Genomic DNA, 17,753 nt, shown 5'->3' with positions numbered 1-17,753 from the left:
GAGGTTGATTTCTTGCTTCACGCACGATGCCTGTCCATCCGCTCGCACTCTCGACCGCCGATCGACCGCTCGCGCTTGCGGCGCGCGGGGACGTGACGATCGTGCGCGTCGAGTTCGCCGGGCAACCGACGTTCGTGGTCCGCGACCCGCTCGCCTTGACCACCGTGCAGTTGTCGGCCGAGGAGCGCTTCCTGTTCGAGGAGTTGCGCACCGAGACGTCGTTGGCCGCGCTGCGGCGGGCGTTCGAGCGCGAGTTCGCCCCGCGGCGAGTGACGCACGCCCAGTTGCATCAGTTCCTCGCAACGCTGCACCAGCAGGGATTGCTCGTCGGAGACCGGCCAGGGCAAGGGCCCGAGCTCCAGCGACGCGAGACCGAGCGGCGGCGAGCCGTTCGCTGGCACGGGGCGTTGTCGCTGCTGGCGCTGCGGCTGGGAGCGATCGACGCCGGGCCCGTCGTCGATCGGCTCGCTCGCTGGACGCGTCCGCTGTTTTCCCCCGTCGGCGTCGCGGCGTACGCGATCCTCGTCGGCGCGGCGGCGGCGCTGCTCGCGATGCGCGGCGACGACTTGGCGGCCCGGCTGCCGACGCTCGGCGAGTTGTTCGCCCCGCGGCGGCTCCCCCTGTGGCTGGCGACCGTCGCCGCGGTGAAGGTGCTGCATGAACTGGGGCACGCCGTGACTCTGCGACGCTACGGCGGCGAGTGCCGCGAAATCGGCGTGATGCTGCTGGCCGGCGTGCCGTCGTTGTACTGCGACGCCAGCGACGCCTGGCAACTGCCGGCCAAGGGGCGTCGCATGCTGGTGAGCGCCGCAGGGATGCTCGTGGAACTCGCCCTAGCCGCGACCGCGCTGCTGGTATGGCAATTCACGCAGCCCGGGGCGGTGAACCTGCTGGCGCTGGCCGTGGCGGTCGTCGCCTCGGTGAACACGCTGGCGATCAACGCAAACCCGCTGTTGCGGTACGACGGGTACTACTTGTTGTCCGATTGGCTCGAGGTTCCCAATCTCGGGGCGCGCTCGCGACGACTCGCCGGCGGATTCCTGCGCCGGTGGCTCTTGGGAGAACGCACGGTCGACGAACCGCTGTTGGCCCCCGGCAAGCGGCGCGTGCTGGTCGGCTACGCGACGGCGTCGATGGTTTACGGGCTCGTCGTGCTGGCTCTGGTGATCGCGGCGCTCCTTGTGCTGGCCGCGCCGTATCGGGCCGAGGGACTCGTCTACGCCGTGGCCGGCGTTGCTGCGCTGGGGATCGCCCTGGGGCCGCTGCGGGCGATCGGCCGCGTGCTGTGCGACCCCAGCCTGCGCCGCCGCTTGCGCTGGCCACGCGCGGCGCTCGCCGCGATGTTGACGTTCGCCGCAGCGTGGGGCGTGTGGCGCTATCCCGTCGTGCGCCGCGTTGAAGCGCCGATCGTGTCGGCCGCGGCCGAGACCCGGCCCGTGTTCGTGACGACCGCCGGCGCCGTGCGAGCCCGTGTTCAACCGGGCGACGAGGTCGCGGCCGGGGACGTGCTCGCCGCGCTCGACAACCCCGAGCTGGAACTGGCGCTCGCCGCACAGGAAGGCCAGGTCGCCCTGTGCCGCACGCGGGTCGAGCAGCTCCGCACCCTGCGCTCCGCCGGCGCCGCCGCCGGCACGGAACTGCCGCTCGCCATGGCGGAACTCGCCGATGCGGAAGCTCAACTCGCCGAGCGTCGCCGCCGGGTCGCGGAGCTCGAACTCCGCGCCCCGACAGCCGGTCGCGTCGTGGCTCCGCCGCGGCGCTCGTCGCACCATCTCGCCGCCGACCGCTTGCCGACGTGGACCGGTACGGCGCTGGAACCGCGCAACGCCGGCGCGTGGGTCGAACCGGGCACGCCGCTGGCGGTGATCGTCCCCGCCGGGGAGTCGCTCGCTTGGGCGGCGCTCGAGCCGGCCGACGTCGTCGCCGTCGCCCCAGGCCAGCAGGTGCGGCTCGTCTTCGATCAAGCGCCGCTGAAGATCGTCACGGGCGAAGTCCGCCGCGTGACGCGCCGCATACGCAACGAGGGGGAGTCCCCCGAGCGGTCAACGACCGCCGCCACGCCGACGCGCGGTTCGCAGACCGCTTACGTCGCCGAGATCTCCATCGACGGCGACGAACTGCCTCTCGCCCCCTCAGCCCGCGGGACGGCCAAGATCGAGATCGAGCGCTCAACCCTCGGCGCGATCATTCGCCGCGAGTTGGCGCAGTTGTTCCGCTTGCCGTGGTGACGCGGAGCGGCAAGCCAGGGACTCTGGGACGAGCGTCTCACGCAGAGCATCGTCGACCGCTCCGAGTTCCTCCGCGAGCATTGCGCCGATGCGCGAGAGTTCAAACGGACTCAGCCGGCGCACGTCGCTACGGAATCAAGAACACCAGCCCGACCGCGACCACGGTTTCCATGGCGATGCCGGCGCCGTGCCGGCCGGCCAGCGGGCAATGAGGGCGGCGCGGGACGCAGCTCCCCGGGCGATAGTGACCCAGCGTGTAGATGCACGTGCAGTGCTGCGGTTGAGCCGCAATCATGTACGGCAGCGCCGGCACGGTGACGAAGAATCGGGCCCCCGAGAGGACGGGTTGCAAGCAGCGGCTCGGGGTGTAGCCGTAGCGCTCGAGGTTGACCTCCTCGAAGTACAGCGGTCGGTGATGCATATTCGTCGCGGCCCACTGTTTGTTCACGTGAGCCCACACGCCCAGCCGGCGTTCGTCGTCGAACACGGGGACCGTTTCGGCCGCTGACGCTTGCGCGTCGGCCGCGGCCCCGGGGGTCAGGCCCGGCGGGAGAGCCGCGTCGAGCGTCACTTGGCCGATGGGGCGAAACGGACGGGCGAGCGGCGTCGCCTCGGCCGGCATGATGGGTTCGCCGGGCTCGACGGCAGAGTCGGGCGCAGGGAGGGTCGCGTCAGCCGCGCCCGATTGCCGAGGCGCCACGGGCGCATCGCGCTGGTCGACCAGCGACATGAGGGCGGCCACTTTGAGCGGCTTGCGCGGGGCGCCGGTCGGACACGCCGCGGCCGACAGCGGGGACATCAGGTCCTCGGCCGACGCCCCCGGGGCCAAGGCCCCCAACGCCAGGGCCGTCAGGATCGCCAGCCGCCGCCTGGGGGCGGATCCGGCCCAGCGGGACTCCGATCGCCGGGTCGTCGTGCCACTTCGTTGCATGGGGGTTCTCCTCGCGGCGTGCTCGCAAGCGTCCGAGCCGCTCGCACTTCCCCGGGCATCGACGCGTTACAACCGGAATCTGCACTCCTGGCGGCGCCGCCGGCAAAACCGAGGCGACCGCGACGACCCGTACAATTTGCCCAGCGCCACTTGTTTGACACGTTTCACGCTTCCTTCGGATAATCGAGGGATTGGGCGCGTGCGGCTCGCGGCATCGCGAGCAGGGTCACGCCGCGCCCTCGAACCGACGTCAGGGCTCTTCATGCACAGCCGCTCCTCTCGTTCGAACGCTCCGTCCTCGGTGCAGCGATCCGCGCGGCGACGGTGGCGCGCCTGGCGGCGCAGTTGGAGCGAACTGCTCGGCTTGCCGACGCCGGCGACGCGGTTGGAGCCGATGCTGGCGCCGCGAGTGCTCGAACCGCGCCGGCTGCTCGACGCGGCCGGTCCGGGGCTCGCGCTCGACGCGCTCATGACGTCCGGCGACCACGTGCAAGCGGCGCCGCTGGCGCCCGCCGGCGGCGGCGGCGCAACTGCCGACTCGGTCCCCGCCGCAGGAAGCCCCGGCAACACGGCGCCCTCGAACTTAGTGATCGCGCCCCTGGCGCCAATCAACGAGGGGCAAGTCGCCGAACTGCTGTTCGAGTTCACCGACCCTGACGCGACCGATTCGCACACAGTCGAAATCGACTGGGGCGACGGCTCGCCGGTCGAGTCGTTCTCGCTCGTCGCGGGAAGCCGATTCTTCGGGACGACGCACCAGTACCTCGACGACAACCCGACCGCGACTCCGCTGGACCTCAACACGATCGGCGTGAAGGTGATCGACGGCTCCGGCGAGTCGGTCGAGGGGACCGCGACGATCCAGGTGTCGAACGTCGCCCCGTCCAACCTGCAACTCCAATTGCAGTCTGTCATCAACGAGAACAACCTCGCGACGCTCGAGCTGACGTTCTCCGATCCCGGAACGCTTGACACCCACACGATCGAGATCGATTGGGGAGACGGCTCGCCGATCGAGACGTTCGCCTTGACGCCCGGGACCCGGGACTTCAACACGACCTATCAGTACCTCGACGACAATCCGACCGGCACGCCGTTCGATCTCAACACCGTCACGGTCCGCGTCATCGACGACGACGGCGGAGTGGGCGTCGCGACGGGAACGATCCTCGTCAACAACGTGCCGCCCTCGAATCTGCAACTCCAATTGCAGTCGGTCATCAACGAGAACAACCTCGCGACGCTCGAGCTGACGTTCTCCGATCCCGGGACGCTTGACACCCACACGATCGAGATCGACTGGGGAGACGGCTCGCCGATCGAGACGTTCGCCCTGACGCTCGGAACTCGGGATTTCAATACGACCCACCAGTACCTCGACGACAATCCGACCGGCACGCCGTTTGATCTCAACACCGTCACGGTCCGCGTCATCGACGACGACGGCGGGGAGGCCGTCGCGACCGGGGTGATCCGCGTCAATAACGTGCCGCCGTCGAATCTCGTGATCGACCCGATCGCAGCGATCGACGAAAACGGCGCGGCGACATTGAACCTGTCGTTCGTCGACCCGGGATCGCTCGACACGCACACGGTCGAAATCGACTGGGGGGACGGTTCGCCGCTGCAGGTCATCGCCGTGGCGCCGGGAGCCCGCACGCTGACAGCCGCACACCAGTATCTCGACGACAACCCCACGGGCACGTCGCAAGACACGTACGCGGTACAGGTCCGCGTGCTCGACGACGACGGGGGCGAGGTCACCGGCGGCGCGTCGGTCGTGGTCCGCAACGTCGCCCCCTCGAACTTGATCCTGCAGCCGGTCGCGACGATCGACGAGAACGGCGTCGCCACGCTGCAACTTTCGTTCGACGATCCCGGTTCGCTCGACGTCCACACGGTCGAGATCGACTGGGGGGACGGTTCGCCGCTGGAGACGGTCACGCTCGCCGTCGGAGCCCGTACGCTCGCCATCACGCACCAGTATCTCGATGACAACCCGACCGGCACCCCGACCGACGTCTACCAGATCAACGTTACCCTCCGCGACGACGACGGCGGGCAGACGTCCGCCATGACGACCGTCGAGGTCCGCAACGTCGCCCCCTCGAACTTGGTGCTGCAGCCGGTCGCGACGATCGACGAAAACGGCGTCGCCACGCTGAACCTGTCGTTCGACGATCCCGGTTCGCTGGACGTCCACACGGTCGAAATCGACTGGGGGGACGGCTCGCCGTTGGAGACGGTCACGCTCGCCGTCGGAGCCCGTACGCTCGCCATCACGCACCAGTATCTCGACGACAACCCGACCGGCACCCCGGCCGACGTGTACCAAGTCAACGTCACCGTCCGCGACGACGACAGCGGGCAGGCTGCCGCCATGACGACCGTCGAGGTCCGTAACGTCGCCCCCTCGAATCTGGTGCTCGTCCCCCCGGCGACGATCGACGAGAACGGCGTCGCCACGCTGCAACTGTCGTTCGACGATCCCGGTTCGCTCGACGTCCACACGGTCGAGATCGACTGGGGCGACGGTTCGCCGCTGGAGACGGTCACGCTCGCCGTCGGAGAGCGGACGCTCACCATCACGCACCAGTATCTCGACGACAACCCGACCGGCACCCCGACCGACGTCTACCAGATCAACGTCACCCTCCGCGACGACGACGGCGGGCAGACGTCCGCCATGACGACCGTCGAGGTCCGTAACGTCGCCCCCTCGGCGGTGACGGTCGCAATCGCCCCGGGAAACGAGGGGAGCGTCTTCATCGCGCAGGTCGACTTCGTCGACCCGGGGTCGCTCGACACGCACACGGTCGAAATCGACTGGGGCGACGGCACGGCGACGGTCGTCGGGCCCGCGACGGGGCGCACCTTCGTCGCCACTCACGTCTATGCCGACAACGGCACGTACACGGTTCAAGCCCGGGTCGTCGACGACGACACGGGGATCGGCCTCGGCTCGGCCCCGGTCGTGGTGAGCAACGTCGCCCCGGCCCTGGCGGTCGTCGGCGATCAGACCATCGCCGAAGGGAGCCTGCTGTCGCTCGCCGTGATCGGCATGTTCACCGACCCCGGGTTCGACAACCCGCTCAACACGATCGACCCGGCCAACGGGGGCGAAGTCGCGGAGACCTTCACCTACACGATCAACTGGGGCGACGGCACGCCGCTGGACGCGGGCGTCCCGACGATCGATCAGGTCGGCGGGGTCGGCGTCCTCACGGCCGGCTCGTTCGGCGGGGAACATATCTACGCCGACAACGGCGTCTACACGGTCGAAGTGCGGGTCTTCGACGACGATGGCGGGGTCGCGCTGCAGACCTTCGTGGTGACCGTCACGAACGTCGATCCGACGCTCACCGGCGTCGACGCGCCGCTGACGGTCGACGAGGGTCAGGCGTTCACGCTCGCCGGCTTGGGGGTCGGGGTGACCGATCCCGGGTTCGACAACCCGCTCAACGCCGGCAACGCGGCCAACGGCGGCGAAGTCGAGGAGACTTTTACCGGCGTGTCGATCGATTGGGGCGACGGCACGCCGATCGTGCCGGTGACTGTCTTCCCGCGGGTGAGCGGCTCGCCCGGCGTCCCCACGACCGCCGGATTGGTCCATGCTCCCCACACCTACGCCGACAACGGGCTGTACACCGTCACGGTGCAGTTGTCGGACGACGACGGGCCGGTCGTGAGCCGCACCTTCCAGATCCAGGTGAACAACGTCGCCCCGACGCTCACGCTGACGACCGTCGAGTACGTGATCAACGAGGGGCAGACGCTCGTCATCCCCGATTTGGCCGCGTTCACCGACCCTGGATTCGACAACCCGCTCAACGCCGGCAACGCGGCCAACGGCGGCGAGACGGCCGAGTTGTTCACCTACACGATCGACTGGGGAGACGGGACCCCCTTGGAGTTCTTCGCGGCCCCCGACGTACGCACGAGCGGCTCGCCCGGCGTGCTGACCGCCGGCAGCTTTGCGGGGAGCCACTTTTACGCCGACAACGACGCCGACAACAAGTACACGATCACCGTCACGCTGTACGACGACGACGGCGGGGTCGACGTGAAGACGATCGAAGTCACCGTGCTGAACGTCAACCCGACGCTCGACCCGCTCGCGGCGACCGACGTCACGTCGGCGGGGACCACCACGCTGACCTTGTCGTTCGTCGACCCGGGGGCCGACTCGTTCGAGGTGCTGGTCGACTGGGGGGACAAGCTCCACCTGCCGCCGGCGGACCGGTTCGTCGTCGCGACGGTCTACGCGGGGCCGACCCCCGAGACGTTCGTCCTGGTGCACCAATATCAGGGCCCCCCGGATCCGCTCAACCCCGCGGCCGACATCACGATCACGGTCAAGATCCGCGACGACGATTTCCACACGCCGGGGGTGATCCAGCAGGGCGAGAGCAACGTCCAGTTCGTCGTCATCTCAAACCCGGGAACGGGGCAGGAGTTCTTTTTCGTCGAGCTGACCGCCCGCCCGCCGGCGATCCAGTTTCCGCCGCGCACCGACAGCGGGGCGGCGCCGACCGAGTCGGTCCCCCCGGTGCAATCGCGCACGGCGTTCGACCAGCGCGGAGCCGCGGGTGAGGCCAAGGTCGGCGACGAGCGATACTTCGAGCTGCGAGTCATCGAACCCGACGGCTCGCAGAGCGCGGGCTACCGGCTCCCCAACGACGCGATCAGCGACCTGCCCGGGCTGTTCCGCAATCTGCCCGACAACCGCTACGCGATCTACCTCGTCCAGCCGCAAACCGGTTCGCGGCGGTTAGTGATCGAAGTGTTCGTGCGGAACGGCAAACTCATCGATCCCGGCGACGACACCGAGGGCGCCCGCGACCGGCCGCCGACCGACGACGCGGCAAAGCCGCACGCCGAGCCGTTGCCTCCGACGGACGAAACCGTCGAGCGCCGCGCCGCCGAGCCCGCTTCGATGGCGGCGGCGTCCTCCGCGGATCCCATCGCCGACGCCGAGTCGGCAGGCAACCAACGCGCGATCGCACCGCGCTTGTCGCACCGCTGGCTGCTGACCGCTGCAGGATTGGCGCTGACCAGCCGCGCGGCCGAGACGTTCGGCAAGGATGCCAAGACAGCCGACGCCTCGCGACGGAAGCGGTATTTGAATGCAGCCCGCGGCGGAGACGGCGGTCGCCGCCGACCGCGCTGACGTCTCGATATTCACGCCTCAAGCCTCGCCTCTCACCCCTCGCTCCTCCTATGCTCGTCTGCCCCTCTTGCCAGACTGAACTTGATGAAGCGTCTCGCCTCGCCGGTCGGTGCGGGTCGTGCGGCGCGCGGCTGCCGGTCGTGCCGCAGCGTCGGGTCGCCGATCGCACGATCGCCGAGGAAGAGCTCGCCGCCTCGCAAGGCACGATCGACGGGGGGGCTCTCTCTGCGGACGATCCGGGGCGCACGATCCAAGGAGCCGGCGAGAAGACGATCGAGTTCACGGTCGATCTCGACTCGATCGCCGCCTCGGTTCCCGGCGAAGACGTCGGCGCGTCGGCAGAACACGACTCGCTCCATACGCTGGAACTCTCCGACTCGACCCCCGCAGGCAAGCCGGGGACGATCGAATTGCGGGCCGACGCGACGATCGAGTTCTCCTCGACGCACGACGTCGAGACCGACGCCGCGACGATGCTCACCTCGCAGTGGGAAGCGGCCGTCGCCCAGGGGGGCGGCAACTCGGGCGTCACGATTCGGCAGAAAGACACGATCGTCGGCAAAATGGCCTCGCGATCGTCGATCGTCGTCAAGTCGCGATCGCTCGCAGCTCCGGGCGAAAAGAAATACAACGTGACGATCGCCTCGCCGGACGACGCCCCCGACTACGAACTGCTCGACGTGTTGGGCGAGGGGGGAATGGGGGTCGTCTACTCGGCTCGTCAGTCGTCGATCGCCCGAACCGTCGCGGTGAAGATGCTCAAGGGCGCCGGCGAAAAGTCCGACGAGCAGCGCGACAAGTTCATCTCCGAAGCGGTCGTCACCGGCGAGCTCGATCACCCGAACATCGTCCCGATCTACGACCTGGGGTCGAACAAGGACGGGGCCCTCTTCTACTCGATGAAGAAGGTCAAAGGGACCCCCTGGAACAAGGTGATCGCCGAGCAGTCGCTGGACGACAACCTGAACATCCTGCTGCGCGTCGCCGACGCGGTGGCCTTCGCCCACGCCAACGGGGTGATTCACCGCGACCTGAAGCCCGAGAACATCATGCTCGGCGACTACGGCGAGGTGCTGGTCATGGACTGGGGCCTCGCGCGGATCAGCCCCGAGTTTCCCGGCGCCGGCTCGGTGAGCCAGTCGAACGCCATGGGAGGAACCCCGGCGTACATGGCGCCCGAAATGGCCAGCGGGCCGATCGACTCGGTCACCGCCTCCAGCGACGTCTACCTGCTGGGCGCCATCCTGTTCGAGATCGTCTCCGGTCGGCCGCCGCACACGGGCAAGACGGTCATGGACTGCCTGCTGGCCGCGGCCAAGAACAAAATCGTGGCGGTCGACGCCGGCGGCGAGCTCATGGAGATCGCCCGGCACGCAATGGCCACGAAGCCCGAAGATCGTTACGCATCGGTCCGGGCGATGCAGGACGCGATCCGCACCTACCAATCGCACAGCGAAAGCATCGTGCTGACCGACAGCGCGGCCAAGACGCTGGCCGCAGCCGAAGGAGCCAGCGACTACGAGCCGTTCGCCCGCAGCATGTACGCGCTCGAAGAGGCGCTGGAGCTGTGGCGCGACAACCGCCGCGCCGAACACCTGCTGGTCGCCGCGCGGCAACAGTACGCCGAGCTGGCGCTCGCCAAGGGGGACCTCGACCTCGGGTTGTCGCTGGTCTCGACCTCCGAGGCGCGGCACGCCCCGGTCGTCGAAAAGTTGCAGCACGCCCGCGCCGAGCGGGAGTCGCGCAAGCGGCGGATCAAGCTCCTCAAGGGCGCCGTCGCGGCGCTCGCGGCGGCGGTCGTCGTCATCGGCTCCGGAGCGTACGTCGCGGTCCGCCGGGAACGGAACGAGGCGTTCGTCCAGCGCGATCGGGCCGTCAAGGCCGAGGGCGAGGCCAAACAAAACTACCTGGCCGCCGAAGAAGCTCGCGGCAAAGAATCCGAGCAACGCCAGCGGGCCGAGAAGGCCCAGGCGACCGCCGAATCGGAGCGCGATCGGGCGAACACCGAACGGGAACGCGCCGAGACGGAAAAAGAGCGGGCCGAAGCAGAGAAGGTGCGGGCCGACGCCGAGCGCGATCGGGCCGTCGCCGCCGAGGCCGACGCCGTCGACGCCCGCGAGCAGGAGGAGTACGCCGCCTACGTCGCCCGGATCGGACTGGCGAGCGCCAAGATCGAGGAAAACGCGTTCGCCCGGGCCAAGGAGCTGCTCGCTCAGTGCCCGGAGGACCTGCGCGGCTTCGAGTGGGGTCGGCTGAATCGGTTGTGCCGACTCGCCATGCGGGCCTGGGACCTGCAGGCGCCGGTCGACGCGGTCGACTTCGCCCCCGACGGACGCCATTTTGCCGCCGGGGGTTGGGACGGAGCGGCGACGATCTGGTCGACGGACGACGCCGAGCCGCTCGTGCGATTGCCCCAAGGGCAGTACGTCCACGCCGTCGCCTACGACCCCTCGGGCGAACGGCTCGCCGCCGCCAGCAGCGATGGCGCCGTCAACGTCTACCGTACCGCCGACGGCAAGCTCGTCGCCCGGCTCGTCGGACACGAGGAGGCGGTCCTCTGCGTTCGCTTCTCCCCCGACGGTTCCCAATTGGCGACCGGAGGCTACGACGACACGGTCCGCCTCTGGGACGCGGCGACTGGCAAGGAACTGCAAACGCTCCGCGGCCATAGCTGGTGGATCTGGGCCGCCGAGTTCTCGCCCGACGGGCTCCGATTGGTCACTGCCGGCCAGGACGGCAAGGCGATCGTCTGGCGCCGCGACGCCGCGACCGACCTGTTCACGCCGCTGACCGAGTTCACCAAACACCGGGGCGCCGTTTACGCGGCAAAGTTCGCCCCCGACGGCCGGCGAATCGCTACGGCGGGGTACGACGGTCGAGTGCTGTCGTGGTCGCCCGACGAAGTCGAAGCCGTCGACGTTGCGCGGCGGATCGACCGCTTGCCCGACCCCGCCGCGCCGTTCGTCGAACTGACTGGCCATCGCGGCCCGGTCCGTGCGTTGGCGTTCGCGCCCGACGGAACGCAACTCGCCTCCGGGGGACAAGACAATACGATCGTGCTGTGGGACCTCGCCGGCGGCACGGAGCTCAAGCGGCTTCGCGGCCACTCGAGCCACGTGCGGGCGCTCGCCTTCGCGCCCGACGGCGGGCTGTTGTTGTCGGGAGGCCGCGGGCACGAGGTCATGCTCTGGAACCCCGCGACCTACGCCGAGGCCCGGCTCGTCGCCGCGGCCGACCCGGCCCAGCGCGACGCGGTGCTCGCCGCTCGGTTCTCGACCGACGGTCGGCAGATCGTCACCGCGGGGCGCGATCGCAAGGCCGAGTTGTGGGACGCGAAATCGCTGGCCCGCGTGCGACAGTTCGCCGAGGGACACGACTTCCTCGCCTCGTCGGCGACCTTCTTCGCGGGAGGAGCGCAACTGGCCACCGGCGCCGGCGACGGCACCGTGCGCCTGTGGGACGTGGGCACCGGCGCCGAAACAAGCGCCCTGAAAGGCGCCGGGCGCACCGCCGCCTTGGCGGCGACCGACGACGGCGCACTCGTCGCCACCGGCAGCCCCGCCGGGTCCGCATTGGTGTGGGACGCCCGCACCGGCAAGCGACTTGCCGAACTCCCCGGCCACGACGCCGAGGTGACCGCCGTCGCGTTCAGCCCCGACGGCCTGACGCTAGCCGCCGGCGACGAACGGGGCCACGCGCAGTTGTGGCGTCTCGACCCCGCGACCGGTCGGTGGCAATCCGCCGGTTGGCTCCGCGGGCATAGCCGCACAATCACGGCCATGGCGTTTTACGACGCCGGCCGGCGGCTGGCGACCGCCAGCGGCGACAATACGTGCGGCGTGTGGAACGTGGCGACCCGTCAGGAACTGCGCGAGCTGGCCCTCAAGCATCCGGGGTGGGTGAGCGATATGGTCGTCAGCGCCGATGGCGCCGTCGCCTTGACCGGCTGCGACGACGGCGCACTGCGACTCTGGTCGCTCGCCGATGGCAAGCTGCTGCGCACCGTCGCCCCGCCCCGCAGCGAAGCGGCAATCACGGCCGTCGATCTCTCGCCCGACGGCGATCTGGCTCTGGCCGTCTGCGCCGCCGAGGGGACCGTACGATTGTGGAACCTGACGACCGGGTCGGAACTCTCCGCCGACGACGCCGGGGGGTCGCGCCAGGCATGGCTCAGCGCCGGGCGGCGCGGCGGGGTTGTGTGGGCGGCGCGGTTTGCGCCCGACGGTCGCGGCGTACTCGCCATCGGCGGCAACGACGCCCGGTTGTACGACTTGGCCGATCGCACGCTCCGCACGCGGTTCAGCTCCCACGGAGTCGTCGCCTCGGCCGACCTCTCGCCCGACGGCAGCCGCGTCGTCACCGGCAGTTGGGATCGCACGGCCAAAATTTGGGACGCGGCCACGGGACGCGTCGTCGCCAAGCTCGAAGGCGCCCACGAAGGTTACGTGAACGCGGCGGCGTTCTCGCCCGACGGCGCCTGGGTCCTCACCGCCAGCGACGACGGCACGGCCCGGCAGTGGAACGCCGCGACGGGCGAGCCGCTGCCGCTGGTGATCCGCGGGCACAAGGGGCGGATCCGCGCCGCCTGCTACGCTCCCGACGGGGCCAGCATCCTGACCTGCGGAAGCGACAAGACCGCCCGCGTGTGGAACGCCGTCGACGGGGCCGAGCTCATGATCCTGCGCGGCCACGCCTGGACCGTTCGGTGCGGCGCGTTCGACGCAGCGGGCCGACGCATCGCCACCGGCGGCGACGACAACGCGGCGATCGTCTGGAACGCAGCCGACGGCCAGAGGGTCGCCAAGCTCGCCGGCCATACCGGCGCCGTGACCGCGGTTGCCCTCTCGCCCGACGGCCGCCGCGCCGTCACTGGCAGCGAGGACAGCACGGTGAAACTGTGGGACGCCGAGACCGGCAAAGAGATCCTCACCCTCGGCGCCCACGACGACGAGGTGACCGCCGTCGAGTTCGCCCCCGACGGGCGCACCATCCTCTCGGCCGGACGCGACGGCCGCACCCTGCTGTGGGACGCGACCGCGTGGTGAGCGCGACCTGAACACCCTGGTCGGGGGCAGCCGGCAACGGCTTGGCTCCCGGCCGAGCGGGTCCTATGCTAACCGCGACTCTCTTCGGCGTCGCCGATTTCAAGACGTTCCCGCGCGTTGAGCTCGCCGCATGTCACGTCGCGTCTACTCTGCCGAGCCGATCGCCCCCGATGGAATCGCGAGGATCGGCGACGCCGAGGCGCATCACCTGCTGCACGTGCTGCGGGTCCGTGCGGGGGACGAACTTACGCTGTTCGACGGGCGCGGGGGGGAATTCCGCGGCGAGGTCGTCGGCGTCTCACGCCGCGAGGTCGAAGTGCGCGTCGGCCCGCGGCTGGCGATTGAACGCGAGCTTGTCGGCGAACTGGTCCTGGCGGCGCCGCTTCCCAAGGGGGACCGCACGCGGTGGCTCGTCGAGAAGGCCGTCGAACTGGGAGTCGCGCGGCTCGTCCCCTTGGCGACCGCCCGCAGCGAGGCCCCGAGCAAAGGGGGCGAGAAGCTTGACCGCTACGTGATCGAGGCGAGCAAGCAGTGCGGGCGGAACCGATTGATGGAGCTCGCCCCTGTGCGCAGCTGGCGGGAGTGGCTCGCCGCGGGCCCCGGCGATGACGGCGTCGACGCGACGCCGGACGCGGTGCGGTGGATCGCCCACCCCGGCGGCGCTCCGCTCGCCGAGGCCGCCCGGCCGACGCACGCCAGGGCCTGGCTCGCCGTCGGACCGGAAGGAGGCTTCGCCGACGAGGAAATCGCCGACGCCCGGACCGCCGGATGGCAGATCGTCGACTTAGGCGAGCGGATCCTCCGCATCGAAACCGCTGCCGCGGCGCTCGTCACGGCCGCCACGCTGCTGGCGCGGCGGCCGTGAACCGGACGTGGCAAGACGCGGGCTATCGAGATAAGTCGAAGCCGCCTCACCGCTGCTGCGTCGTCGCGGGGGGGCGGCTGACGTCGAATTGGTTCCACTCGATCTTGTTGAACTGTCCCCCCACCTGTCCCGTGCGGAGATTGTAGGTCAGTTTCTGAGCGACCGTTTCGTTGGGGGGGGCGCCGATGAAGTCCTGCTGGTGTATCGTCGCGGGGACCGCCCCGTCGCCTTCCAGCAGGAACATTCCTTTGTACGAGTCGTAGCTGGCCCGGCCGGCGGTCGCGGCAAACAGGCCGCGACCCGGCGCCTCGCCGTCGATCTTCACGCGGCCGACGGCGGTCAGTTCCAACTCGGCCAGCCCCGTCGCCCCCGGCGGACGATTGACTCGGGCGAGCGGGCTCTCGGCGACGGTCAGCCGATCGCTGGCCAGCCACACGACGTTGGGCCCCGGCCCGGCGCCGACGGCCCGCTGCAATCGCTGCTCCCATGAGTCGACCGGCCCGTACGTCGCCCGGACGTCGCCCACGAGCGTGATCGAGCGGTCGCGCAAACTTCCTTCGACCCCGCGGGCGAAGTCGACTCGCAGGTGGCGCAGCCGCTGCCCCGGTTCATTGGGCGACGGCCCCGCTGACGGGGGCGCCACGCCCGGGGCGGCCAGCGCGAGTATCCCTTTGCCGGTGGCCAGATGGACCGACTCGATCCAGCCGGGCCCCTCGCCGCGGATGGCGCCCGTCTGTTGATTGGCGAGGATCGACGCCAACTCGACGTGCTGATGCGAAGTGATCCCCGCTTCGTCGCGCTGGTCGAACTCGGCGACGACCCCGTCGCTGCAGTCGAGCTGCACGACCTCGGCTTTGGCGGCCCCGGCGGCGCCGTCGAACGAAACTTCTTGCGAGAGATTCACCCCCAACTGCCGCGTGCTAAGCCATCCCGACGCGTTGCGGCAGACGACCCCGCCCCGAAACGTAAGCCGATTGCGATCGAGCCGCATCCACTGCTGCCAGGTGATCGACATCGGTTCGGGGCGGGCAAGCGGCTGGCCGGTCAAGTCGCGATCGGTCGCCAGCAGCACCTCGCCGGGCGACTCGATCTGCAACTTGCTGCGGCCGCGTATCATGCTGATCTGCGGCGCCCGCAACGTCGCCCCCCGGGCGGTGACTTGCGCCAACTGCGACTCGACGCCCGCGGCCGCCGGCCGGCCGACGATGTCGATCTTGGCGTGGGGCGTGTCGGCCTCGACGACGACGACCCGCTGCGCCTCGATCCGCAACGGGGCCTCTTTGGCGGTCGGGTCAGGAGCCTCCTCGAATCGCACGTTCCCCTCGAGCGCAACGCCGGCCAACTCGGTCTTCCCGGCGCGGACGTTCGCCGTCAGTTCGAGCGACCGGCCCTCCGCCCGATAAGTTCGGTTCCCCGCGCCGCCTAGCTGCGCCAGCGGATTGGCCTGCCCGCCCGCGGTCCCGCGCCCCGAGCCGTCGGCGCCGTGAAGCCCCAGTTCCTGCGGCGAACCGGACGGGTAGTTCACCTGCATGTGCAGTTGATCGACGCGGGCCTCAAGCTCGGGCGAATCGATCGCCACGTTCCCCGCGGCGCGAAGTCGCTCCGGCGCGACGGCCCACGGCAGCGGGCTGGTCGCCGCGGCCGCGGGATCGGCCGGTCGTTCGCGCAGCGTCAGTTCGAGCGCGTCGGCCCACATCCTTCCCGTGTTGCCGAAAGTGAGCCGCGGCCGGCCGCGAATCTTCAGCACGGGGGCCCCTTCGACGCGATCGATTCGCAGCGACTCGGTCCAGCGGACTTCGAGCGGTTCGAGCGGGCGGCGTTTGTCGAGAATCGCCTTGAGGAACCCGCCCCCCGAAGCGACAAGCTGCCCGATCGCTTGCTCGGACCCTTCCGCCGGGTGGACGTACTGAACCAGGGGGGCGTGGATCTCGGCCCCGCGGTAGGCGAGCGTCACCGCCTCGTCGTCTCCCTCGACCGTGACTCGGCGCTGCCGCAGTTCGATCCGCATCCGCTTGCACTCCGCCGCGGCGTTGCGCCCGGGGGCGTTGACGACGACCTTGGAACCCTTCGCCTCGATCGTCGCCAGTTCGAACCCGGCGCCCAGCGGGCTGCTCGACGCGCGGGCGGCGGTTTTCTTGTTCGCCTTCGCCCGGGCGAAGTACAAGTTCACTTCGTCGGCGTCGATCGCGTCGAGCACGCCGTCAGAATGGACCTGCCGCACGTGAACCTTTTCGAGAAACGACGCGACGTAGTTGCCGAAATCGATGCGAAAGGGCCCCTGACTCTTGATCGTGATCGGGGGCTCGGGGGCGCCGGCCGACTTCGGAGATTTCTCGTCCCCGGGCAGCGACAGCTCGCCGGGGACGATCTCGATCATCACCTCGTCGCTGATTTCCAGCGACTCGAACCGCCCCGCGATCGCGTCGGTCTTGGCCTCGCCGGAAATGTTCTCGGTGGCCAGCAACTTGATTTCGAGCCCCCGCCCGCCGCCGAAGTGGGGACCTAGCCGCATTTCGACCCGCTGATCGGTGCGGATCAGGTCCTCGCGAATGTAGATCTCGCGGGTCGTGAGCTCGAGATCGTCGGCGGGGCCCGGTTCGCGCATGTCGCTGGTGATCCTCACCTCGCCGCGAAGCCACGCCCGGTCGAGCTTGCTGAACGCCGCGGGACTGCCGGGGCTCGATCGCCCCTCGAGCACCGCCCCCTCCAGAGGCTCGATGATGATCGCGTCGCGCGGCGGGGCCCCGCCCCGATCGCGCGGCGAGGGGAACATCAGCATCGCGCAGTTGCGAGCGATGATCTGCCCGCGGTCGGTCTCCTCGAAGTCGGAGATCACCAGCATCGCTTGCCGATTTTCGAACACCTTGGGGGGCGTGCGACTCGTCCAATGCCCTGGCTTGAAGTACGCGGCCAGCAGCCGTTGATACTCGGCCACCGATTCCTGCCCGCGCGTCACTTGCCCGGCGTCGGGGGTCTGGACCTCGCGAATCGTCGCCGGCGGCTCGACCACCGGAACGACCGTCGCAACGTACCCCCAGTACATCGCCGCGGTGACGACAAACGCGATCGCGGCGTGGACCAGACGAGGAAGCATGGCGAGGGGGGCCGAAGGGAGAAGCGAGGAGGACGGCGGCGGGAGGCGCTCTAACGCATCAGCCGCACTCCGTCCTCGGCGCCAAGGAGGTAGTCGAAGCAGACCGGCTCGCGCAGCGATTCAGCGACGCAATCAGTCTCAGGAAATCCCCGCTCGATCATCGTCTCGACGAACGTGGCCGCGCGGGATTGGGAGTCCGTGACATCAAGATCAAGCCACTGGGGCTGATCGACGCCGACGACGATCGACTGTCCCTCTTGAAAGAACGGCACGCCGCATGTCGCGGTCAACAGGACCGGCTCAGCCGATTCCGACTGGCTCACCACCGGCGCATTGATCAGCGCAAACCCGAGCGTTCCCAGATAGGCCAGAGCGTTCATGACAAGTCTCCTTCCATGGAGCGGTTATTTTGCATGGGCG

At 69.6% G+C, this 17,753-nt stretch carries 7 protein-coding genes; 4 read left to right on the top strand and 3 right to left on the bottom strand.

Annotation, left to right across the window (positions count from 1 at the left end; all coding sequences use genetic code 11):
• Window positions 1-26: 26 nt before the first annotated feature.
• Window positions 27-2,228, top strand: a complete 2,202-nt coding sequence (locus tag KF688_08260; GenBank protein MBX3425657.1) for an HlyD family efflux transporter periplasmic adaptor subunit — start codon at window positions 27-29, stop codon at window positions 2,226-2,228.
• Between the two features lie 127 nt (window positions 2,229-2,355).
• Here the strand turns inward: KF688_08260 and KF688_08255 are convergent, their stop codons facing one another.
• On the bottom strand, window positions 2,356-3,159 hold the full coding sequence (locus tag KF688_08255; GenBank protein MBX3425656.1) for a hypothetical protein: 804 nt from the start codon (window positions 3,157-3,159) through the stop codon (window positions 2,356-2,358).
• 301 nt (window positions 3,160-3,460) lie between these two features.
• Between KF688_08255 and KF688_08250 the strand changes: the two genes are divergently transcribed.
• The 3 genes from KF688_08250 (at window position 3,461) to KF688_08240 (ending at window position 14,239) form a co-directional block, all read left to right on the top strand.
• Window positions 3,461-8,329, top strand: a complete 4,869-nt coding sequence (locus KF688_08250) for a PKD domain-containing protein (protein MBX3425655.1) — start codon at window positions 3,461-3,463, stop codon at window positions 8,327-8,329.
• A gap of 50 nt (window positions 8,330-8,379) precedes the next feature.
• Window positions 8,380-13,374: a protein kinase gene (locus KF688_08245; protein MBX3425654.1), complete on the top strand. Its 4,995-nt coding sequence runs from the start codon at window positions 8,380-8,382 to the stop codon at window positions 13,372-13,374.
• A 130-nt stretch (window positions 13,375-13,504) separates the two neighbouring features.
• Window positions 13,505-14,239, top strand: coding sequence for a 16S rRNA (uracil(1498)-N(3))-methyltransferase (locus KF688_08240; protein MBX3425653.1), 735 nt, complete (start codon window positions 13,505-13,507; stop codon window positions 14,237-14,239).
• A 46-nt stretch (window positions 14,240-14,285) separates the two neighbouring features.
• Here the strand turns inward: KF688_08240 and KF688_08235 are convergent, their stop codons facing one another.
• A complete protein-coding gene (locus KF688_08235; GenBank protein ID MBX3425652.1) occupies window positions 14,286-17,333 on the bottom strand; it encodes a hypothetical protein in 3,048 nt (1,015 codons plus the stop codon).
• Window positions 17,334-17,383: 50 nt separating this feature from the next.
• A complete protein-coding gene (locus KF688_08230; GenBank protein MBX3425651.1) occupies window positions 17,384-17,713 on the bottom strand; it encodes a hypothetical protein in 330 nt (109 codons plus the stop codon).
• Window positions 17,714-17,753 lie beyond the last annotated feature (40 nt).

It is taken from the genome of Pirellulales bacterium, assembly GCA_019636345.1.
Classification (GTDB): Bacteria; Planctomycetota; Planctomycetia; order Pirellulales; family Lacipirellulaceae.
This window is presented reverse-complemented; position numbering and strand designations above follow the sequence as displayed.

Excerpts from the sequence above, each read along its gene's own strand:
- KF688_08260 (MBX3425657.1), top strand. The coding sequence starts at position 27 with ATGCCTGTCCATCCGCTCGCACTCTCGACCGCCGATCGACCGCTCGCG.
- KF688_08255 (MBX3425656.1), bottom strand. The coding sequence starts at position 3,159 with ATGCAACGAAGTGGCACGACGACCCGGCGATCGGAGTCCCGCTGGGCC.
- KF688_08245 (MBX3425654.1), top strand. The coding sequence starts at position 8,380 with ATGCTCGTCTGCCCCTCTTGCCAGACTGAACTTGATGAAGCGTCTCGC.
- KF688_08240 (MBX3425653.1), top strand. The coding sequence starts at position 13,505 with ATGTCACGTCGCGTCTACTCTGCCGAGCCGATCGCCCCCGATGGAATC.
- KF688_08235 (MBX3425652.1), bottom strand. The coding sequence starts at position 17,333 with ATGCTTCCTCGTCTGGTCCACGCCGCGATCGCGTTTGTCGTCACCGCG.
- KF688_08230 (MBX3425651.1), bottom strand. The coding sequence starts at position 17,713 with ATGAACGCTCTGGCCTATCTGGGAACGCTCGGGTTTGCGCTGATCAAT.